This is a genomic window from Streptomyces turgidiscabies Car8, assembly GCF_000331005.1.
Lineage (GTDB): Bacteria > Actinomycetota > Actinomycetes > Streptomycetales > Streptomycetaceae > Streptomyces > Streptomyces turgidiscabies.
Genome location: NZ_AEJB01000217.1, coordinates 1 through 13,354 on the forward strand (window position 1 = coordinate 1; position 13,354 = coordinate 13,354).

Genomic DNA, 13,354 nt, shown 5'->3' on the forward strand with positions numbered 1-13,354 from the left:
AGCAACCACACACCACCGTCAGCCGAAGAACACACCGGCCTCCTCGTACAGCTTCGGGTCAACCGTCTTGAGTTTCGCCGTGGCCTCCGCGATCGGGACGCGGACGATGTCCGTGCCGCGCAGGGCGACCATCTTGCCGAAGTCGCCGTCGCGGACCGCCTCGATGGCGTGCAGGCCGAAGCGGGTGGCGAGCCAGCGGTCGAAGGCGCTGGGGGTGCCACCGCGCTGGATGTGGCCCAGCACCGTGGTGCGCGCCTCCTTGCCCGTCCGCTTCTCGATCTCCTTGGCCAGCCACTCGCCGACGCCGGACAGGCGCACATGCCCGAAGGAGTCGAGGGTCTGGTCCTTCAGCACCATGTCGCCGTCCTTGGGCATGGCGCCCTCCGCGATGACCACGATCGGGGCGTACGAGGACCTGAAGCGCGAGGTCACCCAGGCGCACACCTGCTCGGTGTCGAAGCGCTGTTCGGGGATGAGGATGACGTTGGCGCCGCCGGCGAGGCCCGAGTGGAGGGCGATCCAGCCGGCGTGGCGGCCCATCACCTCGCAGACGAGGACGCGCATGTGCGATTCGGCGGTGGTGTGCAGGCGGTCGATCGCCTCCGTCGCGATGCCGACCGCGGTGTCGAAGCCGAAGGTGTAGTCGGTGGCGGACAGGTCGTTGTCGATCGTCTTCGGTACGGCGACGACCGGCACCCCGTACTCGTCGGTGAGGCGGGCCGCGACTCCTAGGGTGTCCTCGCCGCCGATCGCGATGAGCGCGTCGACCCCCATCGCGGCGAGGTTCTCCCGGATACGGGATATGCCGTTCTCCTGCTTGAGGGGGTTGGTCCGTGAGGAGCCGAGGATGGTGCCGCCGCGCGGGAGGATGCCGCGCACGGCGGGGATGTCGAGGCGCACACCGGCGCCTTCCAGCGGACCTCGCCAGCCGTCCCGGAAGCCGACGAACTCGTACTCGTACTCCTGTACGCCCTTGCGGACGACGGCCCGGATGACGGCGTTGAGCCCGGGGCAGTCGCCGCCTCCGGTGAGTACTCCGACGCGCATGGAAATGTCCCTTCGCCGCGGATGCCTGACGAAGGATCAGTGTGACGCGCGTCTCATGTCGCGTCGAGGGTCCTCACTCGTCGTCCAGGCCGCGCTGTATGGCGTACCGCACCAGTTCCACCCTGTTGTGCAGCTGCAGCTTGCCCAGGGTGTTCTGGACGTGGTTCTGGACCGTGCGGTGGGAGATGACCAGGCGTTCGGCGATCTGCTTGTAGCTGAGGCCCTTGGCCACCAGCCGCAGCACCTCCGTCTCCCGGTCGGTGAGCTGCGGGGCCCTGGGCTCGTCGGTGCCCGCGGCCGGCTCCGGGTCGGAGGCCAGTCGGCGGTACTCACCGAGGACCAGACCGGCCAGCCCCGGCGTGAACACCGGGTCGCCGACCGCCGTGCGGCGCACCGCGTCGACCAGTTCCTCGGTCGAGGCCGACTTCAGCAGATAGCCGGTCGCGCCCGACTTCACCGCCTCCAGGACGTCCGCGTGCTCGCCGCTCGCCGAGAGGACCAGGACGCGCAGGGCGGGGTTGGCCCCGACGAGCTCCTTGCAGACCTGGACGCCGGGCTTGGCCGGCAGGTTCAGGTCGAGCACGAGCACGTCCGGTGTGACCGCGTGGGCACGGCGTACGGCCTGCTCGCCGTCCCCCGCCGTGGCGACCACGTCGAACCCGGCCTCGGCCAGGTCGCGGGCGACCGCGTCGCGCCACATGGGGTGGTCGTCCACCACCATGACCCGGAGGGGGCCTCGGTCTTCCTCCCCGTTCCGCCGCATGTCTGCGTTCTCGTTCTCGTTCGCGGTGTCCGTCATCGCCGCTCCGCCTTCCCCCGTGCCGGTCTGGTGTCCTTCGGTACCGTCAGTTCGACCTCGGTGCCCTGCCCCGGCACCGAGATCAGTTCGGCGTCGCCGCCGAGGTCGCGCAGCCGGCCTCGGATCGACTGGGCCACGCCGAGCCGCCCCTCGCCCTCGGCCTGCGCGAGCCGCCCGTCCGGGATGCCCGGCCCGTCGTCGCGCACGGTCACGACGACCGAGTCCGGCTCGTCCTCGACGAGGATCCAGGCCCGGGCACCCTCCCCGGCGTGCCTGCGTACGTTGTCCAGGGCGGCGCCGACCGCGGCGGCCAGCTCCTTCGCTGCCGCCCGGGCGAGCGGGACGGGGGCGCCGGGCTCGGAGAACGTGATCATCGAGGTGGCGTACGGCACGAGCAGGGTGCGCAGGTCCACCGGGTCCGGCGCGTCCGGCTGGGACTCCCCCGGCGCGTTCACGGCGGTGCCTGCCGCCCCGGCTCCCGCGTACAGCGGCGCCCCCGACTCCGGTACGAGGCCGCCGGAGACCAGAGCGCGCAGCGCGACCTCCTGCTCGCCGGCCATGCGGCCCAGTTCACCCGCCTCGCCGCCGAGCACGGCACCGCGCCGCTGCACCATCGCCAGTACCTGGAGGACGCTGTCGTGGATGTCCCGGGCGAGCCGCTCCCGTTCTCGGGTCGCGGCCTCGATCTCCAGGGCGCGGGCGAGGGTACGCTCGGAGGCGCGGGCGACCTCGACGACGTACCCGATGGCGATGGAGGCGACCCACACCAGGACCACGTTGTGGACGGTGTCGCGGGCCGGGGTGCCGCGCTCGATCAGGTTCACGACGGCGACCAGCGTCGAGGCGAAGGCCGCCCAGCGCCAGCCGCCCTTGATCGCGAAGGCCAGCACGGAACCTGCCGTCCATATCGACGGCAGCGTGGGACCGCCCGAGACGACTCTCTCGTGGGCGTCGGCGATGGGCGTGAGGAGGATCCCGGTGAGCGCGACGGTGAGGTCGGCGGCGAGGAAACGCTTCGTGCAGGCGGCCGCGTTGGCCACCCTGGGCAGGGTCGCGAGGGTCCAGACGAACAGCACGACGAAGTAGCCGACGGCCACCCAGGGCCGGATGAACCCGTCGTACCCCTTGGCGGCGAACCCGATCGCGTACAGCATCGTCAGGACGCGGTACCCGCTGAGCGCACGCCACAGCGGCTGCTCGACCGACATCCGCATGACCTTCGGACGTCCGGCTCTCTCACGTACGGCCATGTCCCCCACCCCGAACCCGCCCCCTGGTACCGCTACTTGTTGCCTGACCGTTCCTTCTCCAGGGCCTTCTGCGCCTGCTTCTCCGCTTGTCTCTCCGCCTTCGCCGCTTCCGCGATCCGGCGCTTGGCGGCCGACGCGTAGATGTCGACGTACTCCTGGCCGGAGAGCTTCATGATCTCGTACATGACCTCGTCGGTCACGGCCCGGAGTACGAAGCGGTCGTGTTCCATGCCGTTGTACCGGCTGAAGTCGAGGGGCTTGCCGATGCGGATGCCGGGGCGCATCAGCTTGGGCATCACCTTGCCCGGCGGCTGGATCTTCTCGGTGTCGATCATCGCCACGGGGATGACCGGCGCCCCGGTGGCCAGTGCCACGCGCGCGAGGCCGCCGGGCTTGCCCCGGTAGAGGCGGCCGTCCGGCGAGCGCGTGCCCTCCGGGTAGATGCCGAACAGCTCACCGCGCTCGAGGACTTCGACCCCGCTCCTGATGGCGGCCTCGCCCGCGCCGCGCGCCCCGGAGCGGTCCACGGGGAGCTGGCCGACGCCCTTGAAGAAGGCGGCGGTCAGCCGGCCCTTGAGACCGGGCGTCGTGAAGTACTCGGCCTTCGCGATGAAGGTGACCTTGCGGTCGAGGACCGCGGGGAGGAAGAACGAGTCGGAGAAGGACAGATGGTTGCTCGCCAGGATCGCCGGGCCGTCGGCCGGAACGTTCTCCAGGCCTTCCACCCAGGGCCTGAAGGCGACCTTCAGTGGAACCCCGACGGAAACCTTCATCGCGCCGTACAGCAACCGACTGCCTCCTGTGTCTGTGGATCAGACCTTAACCCGCAGCACTGTCAAACAGGCCGACGGCCCTGGTCGGTGTCAGTGCGGTCGCGTACGGTGAAGTACGCCTCGAAGCCTCGTGGCTTCCCTGCGTGATCACCCACCCCAGTAACCCACCCCATGAACAGGAGACCGATGGTGCCGGTCCTTCCTGGAGCCGAGCCGTACCGCCATGAGGGCGGGGAGGTCGGAGTCCTGCTCTGCCACGGTTTCACCGGTTCCCCGCAGTCGCTGCGCCCCTGGGCGGAGTACCTCGCCGAGCGCGGACTGACCGTCTCGCTGCCGCTGCTGCCCGGGCACGGCACGCGCTGGGAGGACATGCAGCTCACCGGCTGGCAGGACTGGTACACGGAGGTGGACCGCGAGCTGCGCGCCCTCCTGGAGCGCTGCACCCAGGTGTTCGTCTTCGGCCTGTCGATGGGCGGCGCGCTGACCCTGCGGCTCGCCGCGCGGTACGGCGACCGGATCAGCGGCATCGTCGTCGTCAACCCGGCGAACAAGGTGCACGGTCTTGCCGCGTACGCCCTTCCGGTGGTGCGTCATCTTGTGCCCTCGGTACCGGGCATCGTGAGCGACATCAAGAAGGAGGGCGTCGCGGAGGTCGGCTACCCCAGGGTCCCGCTGCACGCGGCGCACTCGATGCGGACGTTCTACCGCCTGGTCGACGGCGAGCTGCCGCAGGTCACCCAGCCGATGCTGCTGCTGCGCAGCCGGGCGGACCATGTGGTGCCGGCGGCGGACTCGGCGCGGGTGCTGAGCCGGGTGTCGTCCACGGACGTGGCGGAGATCGTGCTGGAACAGAGCTACCACGTCGCGACGTTGGACCATGATGCGGACCGGATCTTCGAGGAGAGCCACGCGTTCGTCCTCCGGCTCGCACCCGCGGCCGGCAAGGAGTCCAAGGACACGAAGGACACAGAGGGCCCGGTTGGGCCGGGTGCCGGCGATGCGCGGGTGCCTCGCCAGAGCCGGCAGGGAGACCAAGTGGGGCAGCAGGAAGGGACGGCCACGGGTGGCTGAGCACGACTCCGACCGCGAGCCGGAGGAGAAGGGTGTGCCCTTCGACGAGGCGGCCGCGTGGGCCGCGATCGTGGAGGCGTACGGCGACGAGCCGCCGGACCCGCCGGGCGCCAAGCCGTTCAAGTCGGTCGAGGATCTGGCGCTGCTGGAACCGGACACCAACGAGGACACGGGTGACTCGGTCGACCCCGACCCCAAGGGCAACGCGGACAAGGTGGCCAAGGGCGACGGTCAGCCGGTGAAGCCGCTGGGCAGTTCCGTCGCCTTCGCCCCGGGGGTCGGCGGGCCGCGCGACTACTCGGCGCCGGACGCGTCGGAGGACGACTTCGACGATGACGACGAAGGCCACTTCGTGCCGCCGGAGCCGCCTCCGCTGCCGGCCTCCGACACGACCGCCCGGTTCGCCTGGCTGGCGGTGCTCGGCGGTCCGGTGCTGATGATGCTCGCCGTGCTCCTGGGCTGGGACATGACCTGGTGGCTGACGACGCTGGCCATCGGCGGGTTCCTCGGTGGTTTCGCGACGCTGGTGATGCGGATGAAGGGCGACGAGGACGACGAGCAGGATCCGGGGCGGGGGGCGGTGGTCTGACGACCACTGCCCTGCTCACTGCCCCGGCTCACTGTCCTGCTCGGGGACGGTTCAGGACGTCCGAGACGCGGGGATTCTGAGGGCGGCCGGGACGGGCAGGTGGTCCGTCGCCGCCCTCAGGCAGTTCCTCTCAACGCCGCACTCCGCCCGGCGGACGGGGCTCAGGACGCCGGTACACGCAACGCCGCCAGCACAGGCAGGTGATCCGTCGCTGCCTTCAGGTCCGAGGCCAGCACGCCGGGGTGTCCCACCGGCACCCCGCAGCCGAGGACCTCGATGCCGGGCGTGGCCAGGATCGCGTCGATCCGCTGGTGGGGGTCGGCGGGCGTCGAGGTGAACTCCGTACCCCAGGGGGCCGTGGTCCAGCAGTCCTGGAGGCCGGTGGCCAGGCGCCGGAAGCTGCGGCCGGTGGGGCGTTCGTTGAGGTCGCCGCCCGCGACGGCGTGCGGTACGTCCAGCGCGGCGAGGCGGTCGAGGAGCAGGCCCGACTGCTCGTACCGCTCGTCCTTCTGCAGGCTGAGGTGGCAGCTCAGTACGCCGAGCCTGGCCTCTCCGAAGCGGACGACCGCCGTCGCGAAGCCGCGCCGGTGGTGGCCGGGGGTGAGCGGGAGGAGAACGTCCTCGGTGTGCTCGACGGTCGCGCGCAGGGAGCAGAGAACGGCGGGGCCGGCTGCGGTGGCACCGCCGGTGAGGAGCACCTGGCCGGAGGTGGCTGCGAGGCGGGCGAGTTTCTTGCGCCAGCGGAAGAAGCGGGGGGCTTCCTGGATGAGGACGAGGTCGGGGGCGCAGGCGGTGATGACTCGGGCCAGGGCGGTGGTGTCGTCGCGCATCGAGCGGATGTTGTAGCTGAGGACTCGGACGACGGCGGAACCGTCGGGGTTCGTGTGGGAGTTGGGGAGCGGGGGGTTCGTCGCCATGGGGGTCAAGATACGGAGGTGGGGGGAGGGATGGCGGGAACTCGCCGTGGGGGGTGCGGTTGTTGGCCGTCTGACGGCCCGCTGTGGCTTGTCGCGCAGTTCCCCGCGCCCCTATAGGGCGCGCTGTCCCTCCCCGAGTGACAAGGCCCGCCGTTCCTCTCCCCGAGGTACGGCGGGCACGTTGCTGTCAGGCGTGTTCTACATGATCGGGTCTGGCTCGCGGGCCAGGTCTGCCGCGCCCACCATGCCTGCCTTGTTGCCCAGTTGGGCGGCGATGACCTCGGCGACCGGGCGCCAGTTGCCGCCCACCAGCCAGCGCTTGTAGGACCTGCGGATGGGGTCGAGGACCAGTTCGCCCTCGTCCGAGAGGCCGCCGCCGACGATGAAGGCGGAGGGGTCGAAGAGGGAGGCCAGGTCGGCCAGGCCCGAGCCGGCCCAGCGGGCCAGTTCGCGGTACGAGTCGACGGCGACGGGGTCGCCCTGTCTCGCGGCCATCGAGATGTGCTTGCCCTCGATGCCGTCGGGGGTGCCGTCGCCGAGGGAGAGCAGCAGTTCGGCGTTCTCCGGGGTGGCGTTGGCGCGCTGCTTTGCGTACCGGACGAGGGCGCGTCCCGACGCGTACTGCTCCCAGCAGCCCTGGCTGCCGCAGCCGCACAGCAGCCCGTCGGGCACCACGCGGATGTGGCCGAACTCGGCGGCCACGCCGAAGTGGCCGCGGCGCAGCTTGTTGCCGATGATGATGCCGCCGCCGAGGCCGGTGCCCAGGGTGATGCAGATGACGTTGCGGTGGCCCTTGCCCGCGCCGAACTTGTACTCGCCCCACGCCGCCGCGTTCGCGTCGTTCTCGACGACGACCGGCAGGCCCACGCGAGCCTCGACCTTGTCCTTCAGCGGTTCCTCGCGCCAGTCGATGTTGGGCGCGAAGTAGACCGTGGATCGCTGGCGGTTCACGTATCCGGCGGCGCCGATGCCGACGCCCACGATCTCGTGCCCGGCGCGCGCGCCCTCGACGGCGGCGGCGATGGCGTCCACGATGCCCTCGGGCGTGCCCGGGGTCGGCACCTTGTGGGTCGAGAGGATGTTGCCTTCCTCGTCGACCACGCCGGCCGCGATCTTCGTGCCGCCGATGTCGACGCCGATGGTGAGTCCCATGAATCCCTCAGTTTCGGTCGAGCCCCGCTACGGGCAACGGTACCCGAGGCACTGTCTCCGGGTTCCCGTCGTCCGTACGGTGGGCGGGCGCGGCGGGACGTGACCGGAGGAGTGTCAGTGGCGGTGTCCGGGTCCGTGGCGGTGTCCGGAGGGGGCTCAGTCCAGGTCGATGCGTTCGGCGGAGCCGGAGCCGGTGCCCTCGCCCCGGTTCCTCGTGCGCTCGGCCTCCCTGGTCGTCCAGCGGCGTTCCTGGGACTCGGCGGCCGAGCGGTAGGCGGCCAGCAGTTCGTTGCCCGCGGCTGCCAGGTGGTCGAAGACGTCCGGGTTGCGTTCGATCATCGGTTCCACGGCGGCCTTGGCCTGCTGGACGACCTGGCGCACCACCTGCTGGGCGGTGCCCTGGGCGACCGCGCCGAGCAGGGGTGACTGGAGGGACGACAGCTTGTCCGAGACGGCGTCGACGAGCTTGCGCAGTTCCTCGGCGGCGGAGCCGGGCGGCGGGCCGTACTGGGCCCGGCGGCGTGCCTTCTCCGCTTCGAGGTCCTCGGCGCAGGCCTTCGCCCACGCGTCGGCGTCGGTCTCGGGCTTCTCGTACGGTGCCTCGTCGGCCGCGTCGCCCCGAGCGGCGTCGAATGTGGGGCGCTCTTCGCTCATGGCGGACTCCTGACTACGGTTCGTCTCTACCGACGGTACCCGAATGGACGTACGCGGTTCATCGTGCCTGCGGCCAGAGATCCGGGTCCGGCGCGAAACGGATCCTCAGCTCGCCGTCGCGCAGGGCGGCGCCGGCCACCGAGCAGCGGCGCAGTGCCGAGGGCAGCGCGACGATACGGCGGAACGGGCCCACGGTGAGGACGAGTTCGTCTCCGCGCCGGACCAGGTCGAGCTCGTCGCGTATCGCGCCGGGCAGCGGGATGTGCCAGAGGAGCACACCGTCGTCGGCGAGGTGGTCGGTCACGGGCCACTCGACGGTGGCGGGGGTTTGGTTGACGACGGGGGCGCGCAGAGCGGCCAGGTCGCCGGTGCCGCGCGGGTCGTGGCCTAGGTGCGGCACCTGGTGGAGGGCGTGCGTCTCCTGCCACTCCTCCAGGGTCTTGCGCTGCTGGGCGGTGACGGAGGCGAGCCAGGGGTCGGTCGAGGGTTCCGGCAGGACGCGGTTGGCGATCAGCGCGTCCGCGCGCAGGCCGCGCAGGGCGAGTCCCACCGTGGCGGCGCGTACGGCGTCCGTGCCGGCCGGACCGGGTTCGGCGACCAGGCGTACGACGGTGTCCCGGTCCTCGACGACCGCGGTGACGGCGGCCAGTTCCACGTCCCAGCGGGCGGCGGCCTCGTACAGCCACTCCGCGGGCATCGGGACGCCGGCGAGGCGGCCGAGTACGGGGCGCAGGGCGCGGGCGGCCTGGCGTTCGGCCGGGAGAAGGCGGCGCAGATAGCGGCGGAGTTCGTCGGGCAGGGCCAGGAGGGCGAGGGCCTGCGGGGTGGGCGGGAGGTCGACCACGAGGAGGCCGTACGCCTCCGAGAGCGCGGCGTCGCGCAGGGCGCGCAGCAGGGCGAGTTCCTCGGCGCCGGGGAGGGGGGTGAGTTCCTCGGGGTCGAGCCGGGAGGCGCCGAGGAAGTCGAGGACGTTGGCGCCGCGGTCCTGGAAAGCGGTGAGGTCGGCGCGGAAGCGTTCCGCCGCGTCGGGGCGCCAGGCGGTGAGGTGGGGGGTGCCCGGTACGGAAACGGGGGTGGGGCCCGTGGGGGTGCCGAGGGCGGCGCCGAGGGTGTCGGTGCGGTCGGTGCTGAGGACGAGGGTGGGGGTGCCGTCGCGCGCCGCGCTCAGTGCGGTGGCCGCGGCGAGGGTGGTGCGGCCCGAGCCGCCTGGGCCGGTGAGGAGGATGGTGCGCATGTGGGTGAACGGTACCGGTGTGACGCCGGGCCCCTGGGGGCTGCCGCCCCCAGACCCCCGCTCCGGCCCTGAACGGGCCTTGTCCTCAAGCGCCGGACGGGCTGGAAACGCGGGCCCGCGCCTGAAGAGATGCCGGTGCGGCCAGGAATGCGGACCTGCGCCTGTTGGGGGAGGCCGGTGCGGCCGGGAATGTGGGCCGACGCTGGGGTGCGGGGCCGCAGTCGGATGTGTGCCGCTGGCGCTGGAGATGCGCGGCCCGCGCTCGAAACACAGACCTGCACCGGAGATGCGGGGCCGTCGCTGAAGAAGCGGACGGCACCGCCGTCTCGAGGGTGCCCGGCAGACGGGCTGGAAACGGGCGGGTGGGAAAGCTACTTGGGTTCCTCCACCCGCTTCTTCAGGCCCGCCAGCGCGCGGTCGATGATGACCTTCTCCGCCTTGCGCTTGATCATGCCCAGCATCGGGATCTTGACGTCCACCGTCAGCTGGTAGGTGACCTCGGTCGCCCCGGGGCCCGCCGCCTTGAGGATGTACGAGCCGTCCAGCGCACGCAGCATCTGCGACTTGACCAGGGTCCACGAGACCTTGTCGTCGCCGGTCCAGGTGTAGCCGAGGGTCTGGTCGTCCTTGATCGCGCCGGCGTCCATGACCAGGCGGACCTGCTCGGCGCGGCCCTGGGCGTCGGTCTTCAGGACCTCCGCCTCCTTCACCTCGCCGGTCCAGTCCGGGTAACGGGCGAAGTCGGCGATCACCGCCATCACCTCGTTCGGTGCCGCCTCGATCGTGATGCTCGAACTGGTGAATTCCGCCATCGAAGTGGCTCCTCCAGATGCGGTCCGGTGAGGGAGGGTTGGTGCGCACGTACGTGCAGCGTGAAGGCTACCCCGCGCGGGGCGGGCCGTTGTCACCCGGACCCGGTCACCATTCGAGCACCCAGGGCTGCCCGCTCCCCGCGAAGTGCCCCACGTTCACGCACTCCGTGCCGCCTATCCGCATCCGCCGGGCCAGCGGCTGGTGGACGTGGCCGAACAGGGCGTACCGGGGGCGCGTGCGCCGGATCGCGTCGAGCAGCGCGCGGCTGCCGCGTTCGAAGCGGCGCGCGACCGTGTCGTACACCAACTCCGGGACCTCCGGCGGAATGTGCGTGCACAGTACGTCGACCTCGCCGACCGCCTCGATCTTCGCCGCGTACTCCTCGTCGCTGATCTCGTACGGCGTGCGCATCTGCGTCCGGAGGCCGCCGCCGACGAAGCCGAAGGTCCGGCCCCCGATCTCCACCCGCTCCCCGTCCAGGACCCGGGTGCCCGGTCCGGCGTACTCCGGCCACAGTGTCGGCATGTCGACGTTGCCGTAGGTGGCGTACGTCGGGGTCGGGAGCGCGGCGAACAGTTCGGCGTACTGCTTGCGTACCGCTTTCTCGATCACCGTCGCCCGGTCCGCACCGACGCCGGACCACAGCCGGGCCCCGAGTTCGCGCGCCTCCTCGAAGCGGCGGGCCGTGCGCAGCGCGACGAGGCGGCTCGCGTTCTCGGCGCCGAAGAGGTCGGGGAAGATGCCGCGCGAGTGGTCGGCGTAGTCGAGGAAGAGGACCAGGTCGCCCAGGCAGATCAGGGCGTCCGCGCCCGCACCGGCTACGGCCAGGTCGCGCACGTTGCCGTGCACGTCGCTGACCACGTGGACGCGCGTCCTCTGCCCTTGTGGGTTGCCCCGCGGTGTGGGTGCCATGGCGATCAAGGGTAGGCGTGTGCGGTACGGGTGAACAGAAGAGGGGGGTCGCTCACGGTTACTGGTCAGTCAAGAAAACCGTGCACTACTGTGCGTAAAAGACACCAACCCGTGTGACGCCGCGAACATCTCGCCGGTCCCCCTGTCGTAGAAGCCATACCGGCGGGTAACGTCCGGGCAGTCCAGTCGTACTCAGGATTTCAACTACGAGATCCGCGAGTACTTGCCCGAGCCATGGACCGCACCGTCGCATCGCACAACGTCGTGGCGCCGGCGCCCTATGAGGAGCAGCAGTCTTGCGCGAGTTCAGCCTTCCGGCTTTGTACGAGGTCCCCGCGGACGGAAATCTGACCGACATCGTCCGCCGAAACGCCGCGCAGCATCCGGATGTCGCCGTCATCGCCCGCAAGGTGGACGGCGTCTGGCAGGACGTGACGGCCACGACCTTCCTCGCCGAGGTGCTCACCGCCGCGAAGGGCCTCATCGCCTCCGGGGTCGCGCAGGGCGACCGGGTCGCCCTGATGTCCCGTACGCGCTACGAGTGGACCCTGTTCGACTTCGCGATCTGGTGCGCGGGCGCGGTGACCGTACCCGTGTACGAGACCAGCTCCACCGAGCAGGTGCAGTGGATCCTCAGTGACTCCGGGGCCACCGCGATCATCGTGGAGCTGGAAGGACACGCCGCCTCCGTCGAGTCGGTGCGCGACCGGCTGCCCGGGCTGAAGCACGTCTGGCAGATCGACGCGGGCGCGGTGGAGGAGCTGGGGCGGGCGGGCCAGGACGTCAGCGACGCGGCCGTCGAGGAACGCGGTGCGCGGACGAAGGCCGACGACCCGGCGACCATCGTGTACACGAGCGGTACGACCGGCCGGCCCAAAGGCTGTGTGCTGACGCACCGCAGCTTCTTCGCCGAGTGCGGCAACGTCGTAGAGCGGCTGCGGCCCCTGTTCCGGACCGGCGAGTGCTCGGTCCTCCTCTTCCTGCCGCTCGCGCACGTCTTCGGGCGGCTGGTGCAGATCGCGCCGATGATGGCGCCGATCAAGCTGGGCATGGTCCCGGACATCAAGAACCTCACCGACGAACTGGCCTCGTTCCGGCCGACGTTGATCCTCGGTGTGCCGCGTGTCTTCGAGAAGGTCTACAACTCGGCGCGCGCCAAGGCGCAGGCGGACGGCAAGGGCAAGATCTTCGACAAGGCCGCCGACACGGCGATCCTGTACAGCCGGGCGCTGGACACCCCGTCGGGTCCGTCCCTCGGCCTGAAGATCAAGTACAAGACGTTCGACAAGCTCGTCTACAGCAAGCTGCGCGCGGTCCTCGGCGGCAAGGGCGAGTACGCCATCTCCGGCGGCGCCCCGCTCGGTGAGCGGCTCGGGCACTTCTTCCGCGGGATCGGCTTCACGGTGCTTGAGGGCTACGGCCTGACCGAGTCCTGTGCGGCCACCGCGTTCAACCCGTGGGACCGGCAGAAGATCGGCTCGGTCGGCCAGCCGCTGCCCGGCTCGGTCGTGCGTATCGCCGACGACGGCGAGGTGCTCCTGCACGGCGAGCACCTCTTCAAGGAGTACTGGAACAACCCGGGCGCGACCGAGGAGGCGCTGGCCGACGGCTGGTTCCACACCGGCGACATCGGGACCCTCGACGAGGACGGCTATCTCAGCATCACCGGCCGCAAGAAGGAGATCATCGTCACCGCGGGCGGCAAGAACGTCGCCCCGGCCGTGATCGAGGACCGTATCCGCGCGCACGCGCTGGTCGGGGAGTGCATGGTGGTGGGCGACGGGCGGCCGTTCGTGGGCGCGCTGGTCACCATCGACGAGGAGTTCCTGGGGCGTTGGGCCGAGGAGCACGGCAAGCCGGCCGGGTCCACCGCGGCGTCGCTCGCCCATGACCCGGATCTCCTCGCGGTGATCCAGGGCGCGGTCGACGACGGCAACGCCGCGGTGTCGAAAGCGGAATCGGTGCGGAAGTTCCGCATTCTGGCCTCCCAGTTCACCGAGGAGTCGGGCCACCTGACGCCGTCCCTGAAGCTCAAGCGCAATGTGGTGGCGAAGGACTACGCGGACGAGATCGAGGCGATCTACCAGAGTTAGTACAGGAGTTGGTGCGGGAGCCGGTACCGGAATTGGTACCGGAACCGGCG

The 13,354-nt window shown here is 70.9% G+C and carries 13 protein-coding genes; 3 read left to right on the forward strand and 10 right to left on the reverse strand.

Features of this window, described 5'->3' with window-relative positions:
• Positions 1 to 18: 18 nt before the first annotated feature.
• The 4 genes from STRTUCAR8_RS14415 to STRTUCAR8_RS14430 all read right to left on the reverse strand — a co-directional run bounded on the left by STRTUCAR8_RS14415 (position 19) and on the right by STRTUCAR8_RS14430 (position 3,869).
• Positions 19 to 1,047 (reverse strand): 6-phosphofructokinase, encoded by a 1,029-nt coding sequence (locus STRTUCAR8_RS14415; RefSeq protein ID WP_006376478.1) that lies wholly within the window; start codon positions 1,045 to 1,047, stop codon positions 19 to 21.
• Positions 1,048 to 1,120: 73 nt separating this feature from the next.
• A complete protein-coding gene (locus STRTUCAR8_RS14420) occupies positions 1,121 to 1,810 on the reverse strand; it encodes a response regulator (RefSeq protein ID WP_234372592.1) in 690 nt (229 codons plus the stop codon).
• Between the two features lie 32 nt (positions 1,811 to 1,842).
• Positions 1,843 to 3,096 carry a MacS family sensor histidine kinase gene (gene macS / locus STRTUCAR8_RS55105; RefSeq protein WP_044472203.1) on the reverse strand — a complete coding sequence of 418 codons (1,254 nt, stop codon included), beginning with the start codon at positions 3,094 to 3,096 and terminating at the stop codon, positions 1,843 to 1,845.
• Between the two features lie 32 nt (positions 3,097 to 3,128).
• On the reverse strand, positions 3,129 to 3,869 hold the full coding sequence (locus STRTUCAR8_RS14430; protein ID WP_044472205.1) for a lysophospholipid acyltransferase family protein: 741 nt from the start codon (positions 3,867 to 3,869) through the stop codon (positions 3,129 to 3,131).
• 189 nt (positions 3,870 to 4,058) lie between these two features.
• Here STRTUCAR8_RS14430 and STRTUCAR8_RS14435 point away from each other — a divergent pair, with 189 nt between their 5' ends.
• Together STRTUCAR8_RS14435 and STRTUCAR8_RS14440 are read left to right on the forward strand one after the other, a co-directional pair.
• Positions 4,059 to 4,940 (forward strand): alpha/beta hydrolase, encoded by an 882-nt coding sequence (locus tag STRTUCAR8_RS14435; RefSeq protein WP_078507195.1) that lies wholly within the window; start codon positions 4,059 to 4,061, stop codon positions 4,938 to 4,940.
• A complete protein-coding gene (locus STRTUCAR8_RS14440) occupies positions 4,933 to 5,529 on the forward strand; it encodes a hypothetical protein (RefSeq protein WP_006376481.1) in 597 nt (198 codons plus the stop codon). The genes STRTUCAR8_RS14435 and STRTUCAR8_RS14440 overlap by 8 nt, the downstream gene beginning before the upstream one ends.
• 161 nt (positions 5,530 to 5,690) lie before the next feature.
• On the opposite strand, the gene STRTUCAR8_RS14445 is transcribed toward STRTUCAR8_RS14440, so the two are convergent.
• From STRTUCAR8_RS14445 to STRTUCAR8_RS14470, 6 genes are all read right to left on the reverse strand, one after another.
• On the reverse strand, positions 5,691 to 6,446 hold the full coding sequence (locus STRTUCAR8_RS14445; protein WP_006376482.1) for an endonuclease/exonuclease/phosphatase family protein: 756 nt from the start codon (positions 6,444 to 6,446) through the stop codon (positions 5,691 to 5,693).
• Between the two features lie 198 nt (positions 6,447 to 6,644).
• Complete coding sequence (locus STRTUCAR8_RS14450; protein ID WP_006376487.1) at positions 6,645 to 7,598, reverse strand: ROK family glucokinase; 954 nt, start codon at positions 7,596 to 7,598, stop codon at positions 6,645 to 6,647.
• 156 nt (positions 7,599 to 7,754) lie between these two features.
• A complete protein-coding gene (locus tag STRTUCAR8_RS14455) occupies positions 7,755 to 8,252 on the reverse strand; it encodes a DUF5304 domain-containing protein (protein WP_006376484.1) in 498 nt (165 codons plus the stop codon).
• Between the two features lie 58 nt (positions 8,253 to 8,310).
• On the reverse strand, positions 8,311 to 9,486 hold the full coding sequence (locus STRTUCAR8_RS14460; protein WP_006376485.1) for an ArsA family ATPase: 1,176 nt from the start codon (positions 9,484 to 9,486) through the stop codon (positions 8,311 to 8,313).
• A 371-nt stretch (positions 9,487 to 9,857) separates the two neighbouring features.
• Complete coding sequence (locus tag STRTUCAR8_RS14465; RefSeq protein ID WP_006376476.1) at positions 9,858 to 10,298, reverse strand: SRPBCC family protein; 441 nt, start codon at positions 10,296 to 10,298, stop codon at positions 9,858 to 9,860.
• Between the two features lie 106 nt (positions 10,299 to 10,404).
• Entirely contained in the window at positions 10,405 to 11,160 is a 756-nt protein-coding gene (locus STRTUCAR8_RS14470; protein ID WP_006376475.1) for a metallophosphoesterase family protein, read from the reverse strand.
• A gap of 347 nt (positions 11,161 to 11,507) precedes the next feature.
• Here STRTUCAR8_RS14470 and STRTUCAR8_RS14475 point away from each other — a divergent pair, with 347 nt between their 5' ends.
• Complete coding sequence (locus STRTUCAR8_RS14475; RefSeq protein WP_006376483.1) at positions 11,508 to 13,304, forward strand: AMP-dependent synthetase/ligase; 1,797 nt, start codon at positions 11,508 to 11,510, stop codon at positions 13,302 to 13,304.
• The last annotated feature ends 50 nt before the right edge of the window (positions 13,305 to 13,354 follow it).